The organism is Nocardiopsis nanhaiensis (assembly GCF_054778635.1).
This window is the reverse complement of the sequence record NZ_BAAGZJ010000025.1, coordinates 1-18,815: the sequence shown is the minus strand read 5'-3', so window position 1 is coordinate 18,815 and position 18,815 is coordinate 1. Positions and strand designations below refer to the sequence as shown.

General features: G+C 69.7%; 15 protein-coding genes and 1 pseudogene. 8 read left to right on the top strand and 8 right to left on the bottom strand.

Annotated elements, in window-relative coordinates; all coding sequences use genetic code 11:
• Positions 1–234 precede the first annotated feature (234 nt).
• Positions 235–1,311: a S1C family serine protease gene (locus ACYVD1_RS14090; protein WP_460772259.1), complete on the top strand. Its 1,077-nt coding sequence runs from the start codon at positions 235–237 to the stop codon at positions 1,309–1,311.
• Between the two features lie 128 nt (positions 1,312–1,439).
• On the opposite strand, the gene ACYVD1_RS14085 is transcribed toward ACYVD1_RS14090, so the two are convergent.
• The gene (locus tag ACYVD1_RS14085) at positions 1,440–2,579 is read right to left on the bottom strand and encodes an Mrp/NBP35 family ATP-binding protein (protein WP_460772127.1); all 1,140 of its coding nucleotides are present in this window, start codon (positions 2,577–2,579) and stop codon (positions 1,440–1,442) included.
• A gap of 394 nt (positions 2,580–2,973) precedes the next feature.
• Between ACYVD1_RS14085 and ACYVD1_RS14080 the strand changes: the two genes are divergently transcribed.
• Positions 2,974–3,975: a lysostaphin resistance A-like protein gene (locus ACYVD1_RS14080; protein WP_460772256.1), complete on the top strand. Its 1,002-nt coding sequence runs from the start codon at positions 2,974–2,976 to the stop codon at positions 3,973–3,975.
• Here the strand turns inward: ACYVD1_RS14080 and ACYVD1_RS14075 are convergent.
• Entirely contained in the window at positions 3,907–4,425 is a 519-nt protein-coding gene (locus ACYVD1_RS14075) for a GtrA family protein (protein WP_460772124.1), read from the bottom strand. The two genes, ACYVD1_RS14080 and ACYVD1_RS14075, sit on opposite strands and share 69 nt — an antisense overlap.
• 196 nt (positions 4,426–4,621) lie before the next feature.
• Here ACYVD1_RS14075 and ACYVD1_RS14070 point away from each other — a divergent pair, with 196 nt between their 5' ends.
• Together ACYVD1_RS14070 and purE are read left to right on the top strand one after the other, a co-directional pair.
• Complete coding sequence (locus ACYVD1_RS14070) at positions 4,622–5,779, top strand: 5-(carboxyamino)imidazole ribonucleotide synthase (protein WP_460772121.1); 1,158 nt, start codon at positions 4,622–4,624, stop codon at positions 5,777–5,779.
• Positions 5,776–6,309 carry a 5-(carboxyamino)imidazole ribonucleotide mutase gene (gene purE / locus ACYVD1_RS14065; RefSeq protein ID WP_460772119.1) on the top strand — a complete coding sequence of 178 codons (534 nt, stop codon included), beginning with the start codon at positions 5,776–5,778 and terminating at the stop codon, positions 6,307–6,309. The genes ACYVD1_RS14070 and purE overlap by 4 nt, the downstream gene beginning before the upstream one ends.
• 313 nt (positions 6,310–6,622) lie before the next feature.
• On the opposite strand, the gene ACYVD1_RS14060 is transcribed toward purE, so the two are convergent.
• Complete coding sequence (locus ACYVD1_RS14060) at positions 6,623–7,198, bottom strand: TetR/AcrR family transcriptional regulator (protein WP_460772117.1); 576 nt, start codon at positions 7,196–7,198, stop codon at positions 6,623–6,625.
• Between the two features lie 70 nt (positions 7,199–7,268).
• On the opposite strand from ACYVD1_RS14060, the gene ACYVD1_RS14055 reads away from it, so the two are divergent.
• Entirely contained in the window at positions 7,269–8,834 is a 1,566-nt protein-coding gene (locus tag ACYVD1_RS14055; RefSeq protein WP_460772115.1) for an MFS transporter, read from the top strand.
• On the top strand, positions 8,831–9,610 hold the full coding sequence (locus ACYVD1_RS14050; RefSeq protein WP_460772112.1) for an aminoglycoside phosphotransferase family protein: 780 nt from the start codon (positions 8,831–8,833) through the stop codon (positions 9,608–9,610). The genes ACYVD1_RS14055 and ACYVD1_RS14050 overlap by 4 nt, the downstream gene beginning before the upstream one ends.
• 696 nt (positions 9,611–10,306) lie before the next feature.
• Here ACYVD1_RS14050 and ACYVD1_RS14045 read toward each other — a convergent pair.
• The 4 genes from ACYVD1_RS14045 to ACYVD1_RS14030 form a co-directional block, all read right to left on the bottom strand.
• Positions 10,307–11,647: an HNH endonuclease signature motif containing protein gene (locus ACYVD1_RS14045; protein WP_460772109.1), complete on the bottom strand. Its 1,341-nt coding sequence runs from the start codon at positions 11,645–11,647 to the stop codon at positions 10,307–10,309.
• Positions 11,648–12,308: 661 nt separating this feature from the next.
• The gene (locus ACYVD1_RS14040) at positions 12,309–13,640 is read right to left on the bottom strand and encodes a UDP-glucose dehydrogenase family protein (RefSeq protein WP_460772106.1); all 1,332 of its coding nucleotides are present in this window, start codon (positions 13,638–13,640) and stop codon (positions 12,309–12,311) included.
• A 255-nt stretch (positions 13,641–13,895) separates the two neighbouring features.
• Complete coding sequence (locus ACYVD1_RS14035) at positions 13,896–14,600, bottom strand: YIP1 family protein (RefSeq protein ID WP_460772103.1); 705 nt, start codon at positions 14,598–14,600, stop codon at positions 13,896–13,898.
• A gap of 22 nt (positions 14,601–14,622) precedes the next feature.
• Positions 14,623–16,131 carry an LCP family protein gene (locus tag ACYVD1_RS14030; RefSeq protein ID WP_460772100.1) on the bottom strand — a complete coding sequence of 503 codons (1,509 nt, stop codon included), beginning with the start codon at positions 16,129–16,131 and terminating at the stop codon, positions 14,623–14,625.
• Between the two features lie 296 nt (positions 16,132–16,427).
• Between ACYVD1_RS14030 and ACYVD1_RS14025 the strand changes: the two genes are divergently transcribed.
• Both ACYVD1_RS14025 and ACYVD1_RS14020 read left to right on the top strand, forming a co-directional pair.
• On the top strand, positions 16,428–17,423 hold the full coding sequence (locus ACYVD1_RS14025) for a glycosyltransferase family 2 protein (RefSeq protein ID WP_460772096.1): 996 nt from the start codon (positions 16,428–16,430) through the stop codon (positions 17,421–17,423).
• A gap of 124 nt (positions 17,424–17,547) precedes the next feature.
• Positions 17,548–18,678, top strand: a complete 1,131-nt coding sequence (locus ACYVD1_RS14020; protein WP_460772094.1) for a DUF4429 domain-containing protein — start codon at positions 17,548–17,550, stop codon at positions 18,676–18,678.
• Positions 18,679–18,711: 33 nt separating this feature from the next.
• On the opposite strand, the pseudogene ACYVD1_RS14015 reads toward ACYVD1_RS14020, so the two are convergent.
• Positions 18,712–18,815 (bottom strand): annotated as a pseudogene (locus ACYVD1_RS14015) (IS982 family transposase); the annotation flags it as partial.

Below are 18,815 nucleotides of genomic sequence, written 5' to 3'. Positions count from 1 at the left end.
CGGCCCCCCGGGGGGTGGATGCCCCCACCCGGGCACGCGAACCAGCATCCCCCGCCGCCACCGAACCGCCCCGTGAACCAGGGCGCCCCAGGTGCCCCCACCGGCAGCGGACCGCCCGCCCAACCCGCCCAGCAGGGCGCGCACGGCCACTTCGCCGCGCCGCCCACGCCCCCGGCCCAGTACGCCCCGCCCGCCCAGGAACCGCGGCCCCGCAAGCGCGGTATCCCCGTCTGGATGGCGTTGACCGGGATGCTCGTCGTGGCCCTCATCGCGGGCGGCGCGGGAGGGATCTCCGGAAGCCTGATCGACCCCTTCGGCACTCAGCCGGTACCCGAGGAAGAGGACGCGCCGGACATCAACGAACCGCCGCCCGAGGAGCCCGAGCGCGACCCGGAGAGCATCGCGGGCGTCGCCCAGCGGGTCAGCCCGAGCGTGGTCTCCCTGAGTAGTGCCAACCGGCTCCTCGAAGCGAGCGGTTCGGGCTTCGTCATCGAGGGCGACTACGTGGTCACCAACGACCACGTGTCCACGCCCCTCGAGGAAGAGGGCGAGGGCATCGTCGTCGAGTACAGCGACGGCAGCAGCACCGACGCCACGGTGGTGGGCTCCGACCCCAGCTCCGACCTGGCCGTACTCGAGCTTGAGGAGCCCAGCGACGTCGAGCCGCTGGAGTTCGGTGACTCCGGCGACGCCATCGTCGGCGACGAGGTCATCGCGATCGGTGCGCCCCTGGGCCTGGCCGGAACGGTCACCCAAGGCATCATCAGTGCCCTGGACCGGCCGGTCAGCTCGGACGAGGGCGAGAGCCAGTTCTTCGCCATCCAGACCGACGCCGCGATCAACCCCGGTAATTCAGGGGGTCCCCTCGTCAACGTCCAGGGCCGGGTCATCGGGGTGAACTCGATGATCATCACCATGGGCGGCGGCCTCATGGGGGAGCAGCCGAGCGGCAGCATCGGACTCGGCTTCGCGATCCCCGCCACGGAGGCCGAGGAGGTCATCGGCGGGATGATCGACGACGGCGACACCACCTACGCGGACCTCGGCATCTCCTACGACACGGACAGCAACGTCATGGGTGCCGTCATCGGGGATGAGCCGGACGCGGTCGAAACGGGCGGACCGGCCGACGATGCGGGGCTGGAACCGGGCGACGTGATCGTGTCCTTCGACGGTCGCCGGGTCAACTCCCACGGCGAACTCCAAGCCATGGTGCGCAACCATTCCCCGAACGACCAGGTCGAGCTCGAATACGAGCGGGACGGCGACCGGGAAACCGTCACCGTCACCCTCGGTCCGACCGAGGACTGACCGGCCCGCCGACACCGTACCGGCCCGCCGCCCCGGTGCTGGGGCAGAGAACACGACGGCCCCCGAGTCCAGGACTCGGGGGCCGTACGCGTGTCTTCCAGTCGGACCGCTGAAGGCGTTTCCGGCGGTCAGCGACCGGCGGGGGAGATCCCCAGCTGCATACCGGCGAGCCCGCGCGGCTTGTCGACCAGCTTCTCGGCGACCGAGGTGATCACCTTGCTGGCTTCGGTGTCGGGGTTGGTCAGGACCAGGGGCTGACCCTCGTCGCTGCCCTCGCGCAGACGGGTGTCGAGCGGCACCTCACCCAGGAGCGGAATCTCGGCGCCGAGGGTCTTGGTCAGGGCCTCGGCAACGGTCTTGCCGCCGCCCTGCCCGAAGAGGTGGACGGGCTCGCCGCCCCCCTCCGGCTGGTAGTACGACATGTTCTCGATGACGCCAGCGATGCGCTGGTGCGTCTGGGCGGTGATGGCGCCCGCGCGCTCGGCGACCTCGGCGGCGGCCTGCTGCGGCGTGGTGACGATGAGCAGCTCGGCGCCGGGAAGCATCTGTGCGACGGAGATCGCGATGTCACCCGTGCCCGGGGGCAGGTCCATCAACAGGACGTCCAGGTCACCCCAGAAGACGTCGGAGAGGAACTGCTGGAGTGCGCGGTGCAGCATCGGGCCGCGCCACACGACGGGTTGGTTGCCCTCGGTGAACATGCCCACCGAGATGACCTTGATGCCGTGTGCGGTCGGGGGGAGGATCATGTCCTCCACCTTGGTGGGGAAGTCGGAAGCGCCCAGCATGCGCGGAACCGAGTGGCCGTAGATGTCGGCGTCGACGACGCCCACCTTGTGGCCCTCGGCCGCCAGCGAGGCAGCGAGGTTGACGGTGACGGAGGACTTGCCGACGCCGCCCTTGCCCGAGGCGACGGCATAGACCTTGGTGAGCGAGTTCGGCTTGGCGAAGGGGATCTCCTTCTCCGCCTGGCCGCCGCGCAGCTTGGTCTGCAGCTCCTTGCGCTGCTCATCGCTCATCACGTCGAGCTCGACGGTGACCTTGGTGACGCCGGCGACCTTGGTCACCGCGTTGGTGACGTCGCTCTCGATACGGCCCTTCATCGGGCAACCGGCGACCGTGAGGTAGATGCCGACGTGCACGGAACCGTCATCGGCGATATCGACGCCCTTGAGCATCCCGAGGTCGGTGATGGGACGGTGGATCTCCGGGTCCTGCACCGTGGCCAGGGCTTCTTGAACCAGCTCTGTGGTTGGTGTGGAAGACATGTACCCAATCGTAGGTCAGCGGAACGGGGACTTGGCCTGTGGTGTAGTTCCCAGGTCCACCCTGTTCAACAGAGGGCGCACGGCTCGCTATTCCGGTGGGGACGGGGTTGCGGGAGCGCCCGATTCGCACGGTGATCAGGTGATAACGGCGCGGCCTTAACGCCGGCGATACATGGCCGGATAGTAGTCTCAGCGCACGATGGGAAATCTGCCGCGACCGCCTGGTTCGTCCTGGCCCGCCGAGCCTGAAGGGCCGGAGGGGCAGGCTTCTGGTGGCCAAACCCAGGAGCAGACCTGGGCCTGGCCGCCCGGCAACGGGCGGCAGACCCCGCCAGGCGGGCACCCGGCGCTGACCCCCGACCCTTCGGTCTGGGCCTGGCCGCCGCCGCGCCCGGTGCGCTCCAACAAGTTCGCCTGCGCGGAGCTGCCCGAGGGTGAGTCCTATCACAGGCTGGCCCGCACCCCGCTGTTCCGGTGGTGGATCCCGCCCCTGGCGGTCCTGGTCTTCGCGGTCCTGCTGTTCTTCCTGTGGGTCGGTATCGCCGTGGCGATGACGATCGTCGCGATCCTCGGCGGCGGGGGACTGGCGCCGGACTCCATCCGGGTGAGTGAGATCGTCGGCCTCGGGTTCGGGCTGTCGGCCACGGCGCTCCTCCTGCCCATCGCGTTCTTCGTCGCCCGCGTCGTGCAGTGGCGCCGGGCGGGTTCGCTCATCTCGGTCACCGGCCGGATGCGCTGGCGCTGGCTGGCCCGGTGCGTGTTCGGTGCCGCGGTCCCCGTCACAGTGGGCGCGGCTCTGCTCCTGTTCCTCGCCGACGGCTCCCTCTCAGGCGCGACGGAGGAGGGAAACTACGGCGGGACCGAGGTCCTGGCCGCGGCGCTCCTGGTGATCGTGATGATGGTGCCGTTCCAGTCCGCGGCCGAGGAGATCACCATGCGCGGGCTGGTCATGCAGCTCGTGGGGTCGCTCGGCTCGCGCTCCGGCGACAGCGCCTTCTCACGGGTCATGCGCTCCCAGTGGCCCGCGGTCCTGGCCGGCGGCACGCTGTTCGCGGCACTGTACGCGGCCACCCATCCGGGTCACCTGTGGACCACGGCCTCCCTGGCCGTCTTCGGTCTGAGCATGGCCTGGCTGACCTGGCGTACCGGCGGCCTGGAGGCCGCGATCGGCCTGCACCTCACCAACAGCCTGGTCCAGTTCTCCCTGTACGCCTCGGACGGCCGCCTGTCCGAGATCGGCACCGGGGTGGTCGTCGGCGCGGGACTCCCGATGGGGACCAACACGCCGCAGACCCTGGCCCTCACCGTTGTCCAGGTCGGCCTGTATCTACTTCTGGTCGCCGGTTTCGCCCGCAAGGGGAGTGTCAGCCGCGTCAGCGCCACCGTCCAGGTCTGAGCGGTGCTCCGAAGGCTCCGGCTCGGCGGGGAACACCCAGGTGCGGTAGGCGAAGAACCGGAACAGGGTCCCCAGGCCCACACCCACGACGTTGCCGGCGATGTTCTGTGCCAGCGGGCCGTCGAGCCCGAGCACGTACAGGGAGAAGGCCTGGCAGCCCAGCTGGATGAGCAGACCGATGCCGTTCATCACCAGGAACAGGAAGGTCTCCCTGCCGTAGCCGGTGCGGGCCCGGTCGGCGAAGGTCCAGAAGCGGTTGCCCACGAAGGCCACCGTGATCGCGCACACCGTGCCGAGCACCTGCCCGGCCAGGACCTGCGCGCCGCTGGCCCACAGCAGGTTGGTCACGGCCAACTGCACGACGTAGGCCACGGCACCTACGGAACCGAACTTGCCCACCTCGGCGGCGAGCTTGGCCAACCTGGGGTGACGGTCGAGGAACTGACGCACGGTCTACGTCTCCAGTCCTGTGGGGGGATTCGCGTTCGCGGGGAGTGGGCCCTTCTGGCCCGTCACCCGCACGCTCTAGACTCTAACCGGGGCTGCGAGAGACACCCCGGCCGCGGGTCCCGAGCCGAACGGCCAGGTTTCGCCGTGCGCGGGGCCGCCCCGCATCCGCGGTTGACGAGCATTGAGTTGAGGAACTGTGAGCGAGCGTAACCGCATCGTCCCCCGAGTAGGAATGGTGGGCGGAGGCCAGCTCTCCCGGATGACGCACCAGGCGGGCATCGGCCTGGGGGTGGACTTCTCGGTGCTGGCCGCCGATCCCGCGGACAGCGCGGCCCTGGTCTGCGGTGACGTCGCCCTGGGCGACGACCGCGGCCTCGACGACGTTCTGGCCTTCGCCAAGGCCCACGACGTGGTCACCTTCGACCACGAGCACGTACCCGAACCCGTCCTGCGGGCCGTGGAGGAGGCGGGCGGGCTGCTGCGCCCCGGCCGCGACGCCCTCCGCTTCGCCCAGGACAAGCTGCGCATGCGCACCCGCATGGCCGAGCTCGACGCCCCGTCGCCGCGCTGGCGGGCCGTCACCACGCTCGACCACGTCACGGACTTCGCCGAGGAGGCCGGATGGCCGGTCGTGCTCAAGGCCGCCCGCGGCGGCTACGACGGCAAGGGCGTGTGGGTCGTGGGCGGGGCTGAGGAGGCCCGCGAGGTCGTGGACCGCGCCGCCGCAGAGGAGGTGCCGCTGCTGGTGGAGGAGAAGGTCGCCTTCAGCCGCGAACTCGCCGTGCAGGTGGCCCGGTCCCCGCACGGCCAGGTGGCGGTCTACCCGATGGTGGAGACGGTGCAGCGCGGCGGGATCTGCCACGAGGTGATCGCGCCCGCGCCGGACCTGTCCGAGGAGAAGGCGCTCCGCGCCCAGCAGCTGGCCATCGAGATCGCCCAGGCCCTCGACGTCACCGGGGTGCTGGCCGTGGAGCTGTTCGAGACCGAAGGCGACGTGGTCGTCAACGAGTTGGCCATGCGACCGCACAACTCCGGGCACTGGAGCATCGAGGGCGCCCGCACCTCCCAGTTCGAGCAGCACCTGCGCGCGGTCCTGAACCTGCCCCTGGGTTCGCCGCGCACCAACGCCCCCTCCACCGTCATGGCCAACCTGCTGGGCGGGGACGACCCCGACGTCTACCGCCGCTACCTGCATGTCATGGCCAAGGACCCCGAGGTGAAGGTGCACTTCTACGGCAAGGCCGTGCGGCCGGGCCGCAAGATCGGGCACGTCACTGTCATGGGCGACGACTACCGGGACCTCCTGGAGCGCGCCCGCGATGCCGCCAGCTACCTGCGAGGAGACTGCAAGTGACCGACAACAAGCCCGTGGTGGGCATCGTGATGGGGTCCGACTCCGACTGGCCGGTGATGCGCGAGGCGGCCGAGGCGCTGCGGGAGTTCGGTGTCCCGTTCGAGGCCGACGTGGTCTCCGCGCACCGCATGCCGCACGAGATGGTCTCCTACGGTGCCGAGGCGGCAGGCCGCGGCCTGAAGGCGATCATCGCCGGGGCGGGGGGTGCGGCCCATCTGCCGGGGATGCTGGCCTCGGTCACCACCCTGCCGGTGATCGGCGTGCCCGTGCCGCTCAAGTACCTGGACGGGATGGATTCGCTGCTGTCCATCGTGCAGATGCCCGCGGGCGTCCCGGTGGCCACCGTGGCGGTGGGCGCGGCCCGCAACGCGGGGTTGCTGGCGGTGCGGCAGCTGGCCGCGCACGACCCGGTGCTGGCGGAGAAGTTGGCCAAGTTCCAGGACGAGCTCAAGGCGCAGGCCCACGCCAAGGGCGAGCGCCTGCGCCGCGAGGTGTCGGACAGCGGTTCGACCATGGGTTTCGGCCGCTAGGGCATGTGCGGCGGGCACGTACCCTGCTGCGCGTCGCCCCAGCGGCACTGTCACTGCGCATCTGTCAGTCGACAGCCGAACCCGGGCGGGCCCCGCTGTGCGATGCTGCCGAGCTTGCGAGGCAGTGCACAGTAGGGGAACTCCTTCTTCGGCCTTGTGCAGGCACCACTGGATACGCCCGCCCGTCGCCCGCCACCACCCTCAACGGACGCCTGCGGCGCAGTACCCGCCTGTTCGTCGCCCGCCACCACCCTCAACGGACGCCTGCGGCGCAGTGACCCCTTCGCGACGGGCAGCATCCACCGAACACGCCCTAGGCAGGGCCCTGCGACAGCAGGCCGCGCAGGCCGTCCATGGCCTGGTCGACGGTGGGCAGGGCCTGGGGGTCGATGAGGTACTGCAGCACGTACCCGGTGACGACGTTGTAGACCATCGACCCCAGTCCTGCGGCCGTGCTGGGGTCGACCTGCTCGGAGGGTACACCGAGGACGAGCGCGGCCATCTCTCGGCGGCCTTCCCGCATCCCTTGCTCGAGCGCCGCGCGGATGCCCTCGTCGAACTGGGCCTGGGCGTAGGCCTGGACGCTCGCCACCATGAGGTCCCGCTGTTCGGGGAGGGTCTCGAACAGCCCGGAGATCAGGATGCGGGCCCGCTCCTCGGGGCTGTCGGCATCGGCCTCCCGTACGGCCTTCTCGAAGAGGTCGCCCCAGTCGCTGGTCGCCTCGATCACCGCGGTGTTCATGAGCTGGTCCTTGGATCCGAAGTGGTATCCGATGGACGCTAGGTGCGCCCCTGACGCGGTGGCGATGTCCCGGGCGGTGGTCTTGCTGTAGCCCTTCTCGACCAGGCACTTCTTGGCGCCTGCCAGCAGGTCCTCACGTTGGCTCATGGCACCCACCCTAGCATTTTGACGTACGTACATATTGACGGTCGAGTTGTACGGACGTACGATCGCAATCATGCGCACAACAACACCATCCGGACCCGCCACCGCCCGAACCTGGGCAGGGCTGGTCGTCCTCGTCATCCCTGCGCTGCTGGTCTCCATGGACCTGTCGGTACTCTTCGTCGCCGCACCCGCGATCTCCGAGAACCTCCAACCCAGTGCCACTCAGTGGCTCTGGATGATGGACGTCTACGGCTTCGTGCTCGCCGGGCTTCTGCTCACCATGGGCGCGCTCGGCGACCGGATCGGCCGCAGGCGGCTGCTCCTGATCGGGGCGGTGCTCTTCGGGGCCGCCTCCGCGCTCCTGGCCTTCGCACCCACCTCGGAACTCTTCATCGCGGGCCGCGCACTACTCGGCCTCGCCGGGGCCAGCCTGGCCCCCTCCACGCTCTCCCTCATCCGCGGCATGTTCACCGACCCCCGCCAGCGCGGGAAGGCCGTGGGTGCTTGGACGGTCGCCTTCACCGGCGGTGCCGTGGCCGGACCGGTCATCGGCGGTGTCCTGCTGGAGTTCTTCTGGTGGGGGTCGGTCTTCCTGATCAACCTGCCGTTCATGCTCCTGCTGCTGGCCGCGGCGCCCTTCCTCGTCCCCGAGTCCCGGAACCCGCGGGTATCAGGCTTCGACCTGCCCGGGGCTGCCCTGTCCCTGGTGGCGGTCCTCGGCCTCGTCTACGCCGCCAAGAGCCTGGTCGAACACGGCGCGGACCTCCAGAGCATGTCCGCGCTCGTGCTCGGCGCGGCCTTCCTGGCGCTGTTCGTCGTCCGTCAGAGAAGGGCCGCGGACCCGCTCATCGACGTGTCGCTCTTCACCAGGCCCGCTTTCACGGCCGCCGTCAGCGGCAACACCGTGGTCGCCTTCGCTGTCGCCGGGATGGGCCTGCTGACCTTCACCTTCTTGCAAAGCGTCCACGGCCTGAGCCCGCTGCACGCCGCGCTTTGGGCACTGCCCACGTTCTTCGGCACCGTGCTCGGCGCCGTAGCGGCCAGTCTGGCCGCCGCGCGCGTCCGACCGGCCTTCCTCATGGGCGGAGGCCTCCTGGCCGGGGCCGCCGGGTTCACCGTCGTGGGCATGGTCGGGATGGAGACATCCCTGCCGGTGTTCATCGGCGGCTACACCGTCATCACCTTGGGCGTGGGGGCCGTCGCGACCCTCGCCAACACCCTGGTGCTGGCCACCGCGCCGCCCGAACGCGCCGGAGCTGCCGCGGGGATCTCCGAAACCAGCACCGAGTTCGGCGCCGCCCTGGGCATCGCCGTCCTCGGGACGGTCTCCGCTACCGTCTACCGGTCCGGCATGGCGGGCACCGAGGCGGGACCGGCGGCCGCCGAGACCGTCACCGGGGCGGTTGCGACCGCCCCCCACCTGCCCGGGCCGGAGGCCGCGGCCCTTCTCGACTCCGCGTTCGCCGCCTACACCTCCGGCCTCAACACCGCCGCCCTGACCGGCGCGGCCGTACTCACCGCACTGGCCGTCCTGATGCTGGTGGCCCTGTGCCGCCTCCCCGCCGGGATCGAAGCGCCGGAGCACGGCAATTCCGATGCGGAGGAACCCCCAGGCGAAGTACCGTCCCGCGTATGACGGAAGAGGTGCTCCAAGATGGCCCGGACGGCCGCCGGGTGGTCCGCGTCGGCGACACGGTCCGGCGCCCGCCGTACCCCTGGACAGCAGCCGTGCACGAGCTTCTGGAACACCTGAACGCGGTCGGTTTCACGGCTGCCCCGCGTCCCCTCGGTTGGGACGGGCAGGGGAGGGAGGTCCTGGAATACAGGGCGGGGGCTTCCGGCCCCGACGGTTGGGCTCCGGTGGTCACCGGCGAGGGACTGGCTGCCTTCGCCCGACTCCTCCGAGACCTGCACGACGCCACCGCCGAGTTCACGCCCGAGTCCGGTGGGCCGTGGGTCGCGCACTTCGGGACGCTCCCCAAAGGCCGGGTCGTCTGCCACGGCGACTACGGACCCTGGAACGCCGTCTGGAAAGGGAACGTCCCGGTGGGCCTGCTGGACTGGGACCACACCCACCTTGGTGACCGGATGGATGATGTCGCCTACGCGCTGGAGTACGCGGCGCCCTTCCGTGACGACCGCACTTGCGTGCGCTGGCTGCGGTATCCCGAGCCGCCCGATCGCGCCGCACGCCTGGCCCGGTTCTGTTCCGCCTATGGACTTACCTCGACTGACGGGATCGTCGACGCGGTCATCAGGCGCCAGCGGGCCACCGTCGACCTGGTCCGGCGCTTGGCCGACGAGGGTGTCCAGCCCCAAGCGGAGTGGGTCCGACAAGGGCGCCTGGCCGAGTTGGACGCACGAACCGACTGGAGCCTTGCCCATCGCGGCCTTTTCGAAGACGGTGCCTAGCCGTACTTCGCTGGTTCGGGTTGGGACAGGGCGAGGCGGGTTCGCCCGTGGGGGTGTTGGTCTTGTGCGGGTGGTTTCCCCGTTTCCTGCCGCCCGATGGTGGCCGTCTCCGCTGCGCGCCTCAAGGTCGTCGCCATCGAGCGCTTCGCGCGTCAGTGGCGCTCCACCTTGACCCGCTTCGCTGCGACGGCGGGTGGGCGTCTATCAGGAAACGGGGGAAGTGTGGTCGGGGTAGCGATGGGCCCGGAGTGCCCGGAGGGCCCAACGGCACAAGCACGGCCTGGCGGCCGTCAGCTGCCACTCCGCCGGAGCGTTGACGGGTGGGGTGTCGCGGCCGGTCATGGTGTGTGGCGGACCCCTCGGCCTTCGTCCGGGGGCCGATGCCTGCCCTGCGCCGGAGCGTTGACGGGTGGGGTGTCGCGGCCGGTCAATGTGTGCGGCGGACCCCGGTCGGCGTGGGGCGGCTGGTGTCTGGGGCCGGTCGGTGTCTGGGTGTGGGTGAGCCCCCCTGTTGGAGGCAAAAACAGGGGCGAGCGTGACTCTAGGACCAGGGCTCACCCCCCGGGATGGCGGGGGTCGAGGGCCGGGAACGGCACCCCGAAGGCAGGGCGGGGCCAGAGGCCGGGTCGGGGCCTGGGCGTGCGGGGGGTAGAGACCCGGCGCAAGCGGGTGGGGGCTCTTGATCGGGGTGGATGGTTACGGGTCCGGTGCTGGGGCTGGGTCCCCATCCCCACCCGTATCCGTGTCCCCATCGCCATCCCGGTTTCCGGTGCGGCCTCGGTTGCGGCCCGACCACATCCGGCGGTCGGTGCGCACCGCCCACCGGTGCTTGATCTGGTTATGGGTCGCACACAACGGCTGGATGTTAGCGGCACTGGTGGTGCCGCCCTGCCAGAACTCCACGATGTGATCAGCCTGCGTCCAGGGCAGCGGCACATCGCACCCGTACTGCCAAGCACAGCTGGTGTGGCCGTGGAAAGCGGCCGCCCGGATCTTGGGCGGAGCCAACCGGCACGAGCGGCCCACATCCAACACCTGCCCGCTCTTCTGCTCCACCACCAGGCGGCGCACCCAACTCTGACCGATCAACTCGCGCACCACCGAGATCGGCACCACCTGCCCGGTCTCCGTCGTCGCGGGCCCGGAGTCTTCAGCAGTCTCGTCCCCGGCCAAGCTGCTACCGGGCACGGTGATGTTGATCAACGCCGTCGCCGTGCTCGGGGTGTGGCACCCCTGGTGGGACTGGGCGAAGCCCAACGCGGCCATGAGGGCGTCGTAGGTGCGCTCGTACTTGGAGAGCCCGTCCTGGGGGTGGAAGGGCACCTGGTAGTTGTCCAAGGCCACCTGAACCTTCAAAGCATCAGCGGGCGAGCCCCACATCTGCAGCAGGAACGTTTGGTCGAAGGTGGTGACCAGCTGGGCGCCCCGGGCGGCGTGGGCGGCCTCGTGGTCCTTCTCCGCCTTGCCCGGGTTCAGGCGCAGGCACAGCTGGTGGGCCAAGCGGGTGATCTGGCCCACCGACATGTTCGGGCGCGACTCTTTGAAGTCCAGGATGCCGCATTCCATTTTTGCGCGGAACAGCTCCGGGTCGGGGTGGTCGCCCTTCTGCCTTTTCTCCACCCCGGCGTCGGCGCCCTTGATGACGGCGGCGGCCTCACCCACCGACAGCACCCCGGAGTGCAACGCCTGAAGGGTGGGGGCCATGTCCTGGCGGAATTCGGCGCGCCCGATCAGGGCCAGGTCGTTGGCCTGGGCGGCGGGAATGCCGAAGGCGTGGCGTATCCAGTCCTGCAGGTTCTTCTGTCCGCCCTGTTCCAACAGCTGCCCGGTGGCCTCGAGCTGGGCCAGCCGGGCGGCCATGCTGATTTTGATCTGTTCGAGGTGTTCCCACACCCGGGTGGCCTGGTCCAGCACCTCACCCGCAGCTCCCAGGGGCACGTCGCGGTCGAAGAAGGCGGTGGTCTCGTCCCGGGCAGCGGCCACCGCGGTATCCACCGGGGTGTGCCCGGTGGTGGGTGCTTCAGGAGAGATCACCATTCTTCTATTATAAACGAAACAACCCAAGAAAGGGAGTTTTACTGGCGGTAACTTCGGAAGTGATTCCGTCGAAGGGTCTGAAGTTGCCCTTTTCGGTCGCCTATTTCAGGCCGCCTGGTTCGGCATTTATGCCCACCTGGAATTCCAGGTTTCTGTGTGCCTTTTTCGCCGCGCGCATGGACCGGCCGCGACACCCGACCCGTCACAGCTCCGGCGCAGGGGCAGGAATCGGCCGCCAGGCCGATCGGGGTTACTCGGCCGGTGCCCGGCCGAAGGCCGGACCATCGCCTCCCCGACCACACGTCCCCCGTTTCGTGATAGCCGCCGACCCGCCGTCGTAGCGGAGCGGGTCAAGGTGGAGCGCCACTGACGCGCGAAGCGCTCGATGGCGACGACCTTGAGGCGCGCAGCGGAGACGGCCACCATCGGGCGGCAGGAAACGGGGAAACCCGCACCAACAGCACCCCCCACCGGTGCCGCCCCTACAGACCCGCCTAGTCCACCCAGTTCACCCGGTCCGAACCAGTCCACCCAGTTCACCCGGTCCGAACCAGTCCGCCAAGTCCACTCAGCGCGAACCAGCCCACCCCGGTCGGGGCGGCCGCTCGACGGATTGCGCCTGGTTTCGACGGATGCGGGGCAGGCGGGACTGACCGGGGGACTACTGTCGGCCGAGGGCGCGGTAGGTCCAGCCGGAGGCGCGCCAGAAGGTCGGGTCGAGGGCGTTGCGGCCGTCGACGATCCGCTTCTGCGACACCACGGTGGCCAGCTCCTCCGGGTTGGCCTCGCGGAACTCGGCCCACTCGGTGAGCAGCAGGACCACGTCCGCGTCGCGGGCGGCGTCCAGCATGGTGTCCGCGTAGTTCAGCTGCGGGTGTTCCTCTCGGGCCCGCTCCAGGGCGGCCGGGTCGTACACCGTGACGTGCGCGCCCAACGACGCGATGGTCGAGGCCACGTCCAGTGCGGGCGAGTCCCGGATGTCGTCGGAATTGGGCTTGAACGCCGCGCCCAGCACCGTCACCGTGCGTCCGGCGAAGTTACCGCCGATCAGCTGGCGCGCAATGTCGATCGTGCGCGCCCGGCGGCGCTGGTTGATGGCGTCCACCTCGCGCAGGAACGACAGGGCGGGCTCGACCCCGAGCTCGTCGGCGCGGGCCATGAACGCACGGATGTCCTTGGGCAGGCAGCCGCCGCCGAACCCGAGGCCCGGTCCGAGGAACTTGCCGCCGATGCGGTCGTCGTAGGACAGGGCCTCGGCCAGCTGGATGACGTCGGCGCCCGCGACCTCGGACACCTCCGCCATGGCGTTGATGAAGGAGATCTTCGTGGCCAGGAACGCGTTGGCCGACACCTTGACCAGCTCGGCGGTCTGGAGGTCGGTGACCAGGAACGGGACGCCCTCGTCGGCCTGCTGCTGCCAGAGGGCCCGGACGGCTTTCTCCACACGGGGGGAGTCGGTGCCGATCACGATCCGGTTGGGTCGCAGGGTGTCCTCCACACCGAAGCCCTCGCGGAGGAACTCCGGGCTCCAGCCGAGCTCGGCCTCTTCGCCCACCGGGGCGAGTGCGGCCAGGCGGGCGGCCAGGGTCGCGGCGGTGCCCACCGGAACGGTGGAGCGGCCCACGATCACGGTCGGTCGGGTCAGGTGCGGAGCGAGGAGTTCCACGGCGGAGTTCACGTAGCTGAGGTCCGCGGCGCCGGAGTCGTCCCGCTGCGGGGTCCCCACGCAGATCAGGTGGAGGTCGGCGAACTCGGCGGCCTCGGCAAAGTCCGTTGTGAAGTGCAGGCGGCCGGTCTTGAGGTTCTCGGCCAGCAACTCCTCGAGTCCGGGCTCGTAGAACGGGACGCCGCCGGACCGGAGCATGTTGATCTTGGCCTCGTCGACATCGAGCCCAAGGACTTCGAAGCCCATCTCGGCCAGGCAGGCGGCGGTGGTGGCGCCGAGGTAACCGGTCCCGATGACGGAGACCCGCATACGTTCCGCTTCGACCACTGGGGATCCTTCCTTGCTTCCGCACACGCCTCGTGTGCAGGTTGTTCCCGCTCTGGGCGGATCACATCCCGCACGAGGGCAGAAAACGGACATCATTCGGCCGGCGGTTAGGCCGTGGGGACGGTGCATCACCTTACGCGTCGGGGTCTGGCGCGCAATAAAACGACACGTGAACAGTCAGGCGCACACATTACCGGTGGGTGGCAAGCGTCCGGCACCGGGGAAGCGGTGGGCAGCTGCGCCGTGGGAGGGGTCTCAGTAGCGGCCGTCCCCGAAGGCCCGGGTCTGGTCGGGACCGTCATCCATGGGCGTCCACACCGCGCCGGTCTCGCCGCGCCGGAACGGTGTCGTGGTCTTGTTCGGATCGTCATACTCGCGGTGCGGAGAGTCGGGCGGCGGCACGTCGGGGACGGTGTCGCCCACCGGCCCGCCGTCGTTCCACGGCTCCTGCGGCCCAGCGGGCGTGTCCTGACCCCCACCGCCGTGCCCGCGCTCGTACTCGCCTCGGCTGGCGCCCGCGACCACGCGCTCCCGGGCGGGTACACCGAGCGGTCCGAGGTCCTGCGCGGCTCGCCAGCGGGTGGGCAGCGTCGCCGAACCCAACAGCAGTACCCCCAGCGGCAGGGCAACACCGAGCCCGGCACCGTCGGGATAGAGGAAGCTCTGCTCGTTGAGCCAGTTCAGGGCGGATCCCATGGAATCCGGGGAGAGGACCGGCCACAGGCACAGCGCTACCAGGAGTGTCCCGGAGGCGGCCGCCACCATCGGCGACAGCCTCGACGCCACCAGGTAGGCACCACCGATCCCCACTAAGCACAGCACCACCACGGACAACACGGTAGTGACGTTCACATCACCTTGAGTGATATCTGGGAACACCCCGGCCGACCAGGCGACCCCGACCCACACCACGGGGGCCAGGGCGATACCGGCGAGCAGACCGACCAGGTGGCGGAGCACGCGAACCCTTTCCTCGCGGGGGTCACCCGCAGATATTGTCCTTCGCGGTCGTGGTGGCCGAGCCGTCACCGTCGGAAGGTTCGTCCTCGGGCTCCGGTGCGGCCTCCTCGACCTCCGGCGCGTTGAATGTCGTGTAGTTGAATCCGATCACGACCTGCAGGCCGTCGTCCAGGGTGGGGTCCTCCACGGGCTCCGACCCGGGAATCGTTTCCGCGACGTACTCCGCAGCGTCCTCTTCGCCCGGACCGTACCTGACCTCGGTGTGGGCCATGTCCCGGCTGGTCCAGTCCTCGGCATCGTCGGTGACGTCGAACCCGGCCTCGCTGAGCTGGTTGTCCATCTGCGCACCAAGGCCGGGTGAGGCGGTGCCGTTGAACACCCGCAGGGAGGTGCTCCCCGGGGTCGGCTCCGCGGCCTCGTCCTCCTCGGCGCTCTCCTCGGGCTCTGCCAGCGGCCTGTCGGCGTTGACTGAGGCGAACAGCTCACGGGCCGCGGACTCATCCCACAGCAGCGCGACGTCGCCGCGCGGCGTCCAGTGCTCCATGTCCTCGATGGGCACCTGGGCGAAGGTGACCTCGGCCAGGTCGAGATCGCGCATCTGGTAGGCGAGGTCGTTGATGGTGCTCGTGTCCAGCCCCTCGTCTACGGTCACCGAGGACAGGGAACTGTCCAAGAACGCGGTCAGTTTGACCGGGTCGGCCAGGGTCTCCGTGCTGAGAGCCCGGTCCAGCATCGCCGAGAGCACCTGCTGCTGCCGGTCGATGCGGTCCAGGTCGCCGCCGGCCGTGGCCCGGGTACGGGCGAAGGCGAGGGCCTCCGCCCCGGCCACCTCGTGGGTTCCGGCCTCCATGTCAAGGTCGGCCTTCGGGTCGTCGATCGCCTCGGGCAGGCACACCTCGATGCTGCCCAGTGCGTCCACCACGTCCACGAACCCGTTGAAGTCCACCTCGACGTAGTGGTCGATCCGCACGTCGGTGACCGACTCCACGGTCTGCACGGTCAGCTGGGGGCCGCCGTAGGCGTAGGCGGCGTTGATCTTGTCCTCACCCTCGCCGGGGATGTCCACCCACAGGTCCCGGGGGATACCGACCACGGTGAGGTGGTCGCGCTCGTGGTTGAGTCGCACGAGCATGATGCTGTCGGAGCGCTGACCAGGTGTGGAGCCCACGCTCAGTGCGTCTTCGTCCTCCTGGCTCATGTCGCCGCGGCTGTCGGATCCGATGACGAGGAAGGTGAGGCCGCCGGTCTCTTCGGGGCGGTCGCCGTCAGCCATCTCACCGAACACGTCGAACCGGTTGAGAGAACCCGACATCCACCCGGTGATCGCCCATGAGGTGCCCGACGCGAGCAGGATCAGCACGGAGAACACGCTCATCAGCAACAGGCCGTTGCGGTGGCGGCGGACCCGGGCCTCGGGCACGGTGATGCGGCCGCTTCGGGAAGAACGCCGGTTCTCGGGTGGCAGCGGCTGTGAGCGCTCGCGCCGGAACTCGCCTGTCGGTCCGTGCCGTCCGGCGTCGTCGTCGCTCATCGGCATCCCCGTCCCACCCGTTCAACGGTGTCCTTCGTACCTAGGTTGTCACCCGATCGGCGGAAGGGCGCTGGATGTCAACCCTCGGCGTGTTGTTCTCCCCTTTGGGTGGGACGCAACCAACAGCGAAATCGTTCACCGGCGCCCAAACGTCCTGAAACCTCTGCCCGCCGGGCGCCCCCTCCACACCCGGGCGACACGGATGAGCGGCGGCCCGGGTGCAGTACCGTTGACCGCGCGTGGGGCCCTTCGCGGTGCTACGCAGTCCCGACACGTCTTGACCTTGGGAAGTGCCCGTGTCCTGGCCGCCTGTCTCCGTCGTCATGCCCGTACTGAACGAAGAGCGCCACCTCGCCGCAGCGGTGGAGCACGTCCTCTCCCAGGAGTACCCGGGAGAGCTCGAGATCGTTCTCGCGGTCGGCCCCTCATCGGACCGCACCCGAGAGGTCGCCGACGGCATCGCCGCCGCCGACCCCCGGGTCAAGGTGGTCGACAATCCCACGGGTAAGACGCCCGCCGGGCTCAACGCCGCCATCGGGGCCTCGTCGCACGACATCGTCGCCCGTATCGACGGCCACGCGATGATGCCCTCCGACTACCTCAAGGTGGCGGTGGAGACCCTCGACGAGACCGGGGCCGACAACGTCGGCGGCATCATGGCCGCCGAGGGAACCACCCCGTGGGAGAAGGCCGTGGCGGCCGCCATGACCTCCAAGGTCGGTGTTGGCAACGCCCGCTTCCACACCGGTGGTGAGGGCGGCCCGGCCGACACCGTCTACCTCGGCGTCTTCCGCCGCTCGGCCCTGGAGCGGGTCGGCGGCTACGACGAGGCCTTCCTGCGCGCGCAGGACTGGGAGATGAACCACCGCATCCGCACCAGCGGAGGCACGGTCTGGTTCCAGCCGCGGATGCGGGTCTCCTACCGTCCGCGCCGCAACGTCAAGCTGCTCGCCAAGCAGTACTTCCACTACGGCCGCTGGCGGCGCGTGGTCGCCCGCCAGCACAAGGGCACGATCAACTTGCGCTACCTGGCCCCGCCGGTGGCCGTGGCGGGGATCGTGGCCGGACTGGTCGGCGGGGTGTTCTTCTGGCCGCTGTGGCTGGTGCCCGCCGCCTACCTCGCCCTGATCACGGGGGCCTCGGTGCCGCTGACCCGTGGCCTGCCCGTGTCTTCGTGGCCGCTGATCCCGGTCGCGCTCGCCACCATGCACATGACCTGGGGCGTCGGCTTCATCACCAGCCCCGCCAAGCTCGGTGCCGACTCCCGTGCCGCTCAGGCGAGCAGCACCTGATCCGAATTCCCTCGGGCGCCGACCAGCGGCGATCCGCGGCGACCTCAAGCGGACGGCGTCCGCCCTCGATCGGGGGCGGACGTTCTGCTAGGCAAGGGAGCGAAGGAAAAACGGAGAGGGTGTCATGGACGACTTGCGTGGCGACCAGGCTGCTTGGGGGTTCGACGGTGAGTCGATCAGTATCAGGTACGAGACCAAGGGCTGGTTCAAGAGTCCGCTGCTGAAGCTCCTGGAGAACGTCGAGGTCCCGGTCGAGGCGATCGAGAGTGTCGACTTCCGTCCTGGGGCCGGGCGCAAGAACGGCTGGATCCTGAACCTGCGGCTGCGCGAGCGCATGGACCCCTACGCCGCTGTCGGCGCGATGCTCGACGACAAGGCCCAGCCCTTCCGGCTGACCGGCCCGGCCAAGACCGAGCTGGTGGCCGAGTACCTGGCCGACCAGATGCGGTTCGCCGTGAGCCAGGCCGGGGCGCCCGATTCGGCCACGGCGACCCGTTTCGTGCCCGTGCTTCCGTTGCACATCCGGACCTGCGAGGGCACCGCCCGGTTCGAGGACGGCCGCCTGACCTTGGTCTGGGCGGGCAGCTATGCGAGCGGCTACAAGAAGAAGAAGCAGCGCCGCGAGTACGACCTCGCCGACATCACCGGCATGGAGTGGGCCCCGCTCGACGACTGGGGATGGGGCTTCGTCCGGGTGATCACCAAGCGCAGCGTCAAGGAGGCCTCCGCCAAGCCCAAGAACGACCTCAACGTGCTGCGTGCGGGTGAGGACGGAAACGAGGTCCACCAGGCGTTCCTGCTCGCCGCCACGGTGACCGCGCACCGGTGGGCCAAGGGCGCGGCCGCCCGACCCGTACTGGGTTCCGGTGAGGTCACCGGGGACGACGCACGTCCGGGCTTCGACGACCCGGAGTGGTGGAAGGACACTGCCCGCAGCGCGATGGAGGTCATGCGCGCCCCGCGGCTCACCGTGAACCTCCCCGGCATCGGGCGTGGCAGGGCCGCCGCGGATGCCGGAATCCCCGAAGACGGTTCCCGGGACGAGGGAACACTGGGCGAGGGCCTCCGGGGCGGGCTGGCCGCGGGGAACGAGCGGGGGGAGATCGGGCCCGCCGCCGAAACAGGGCGGAGGGAACCCGCCGACACCGCCTGGATCTTCGAACAGATTGAGCGGCTCGGCGACCTGCACGCCAAGGGTTTGCTCACCGACGAGGAATTCGGAGCGAAGAAGGCCGAACTCCTCGACCGGATCTGAGGAGGGCACCCTAGATGATTGAGTCCGATGTCTTCAGTGGTCGTAGGCGATCAGGGACCGCTTGACGGGTGCGTTGGTCTCCCAGTTGTGCCAGATCACCGCGGCCATAGCCAGCAGACGCTGTGCGGTACGGGCGA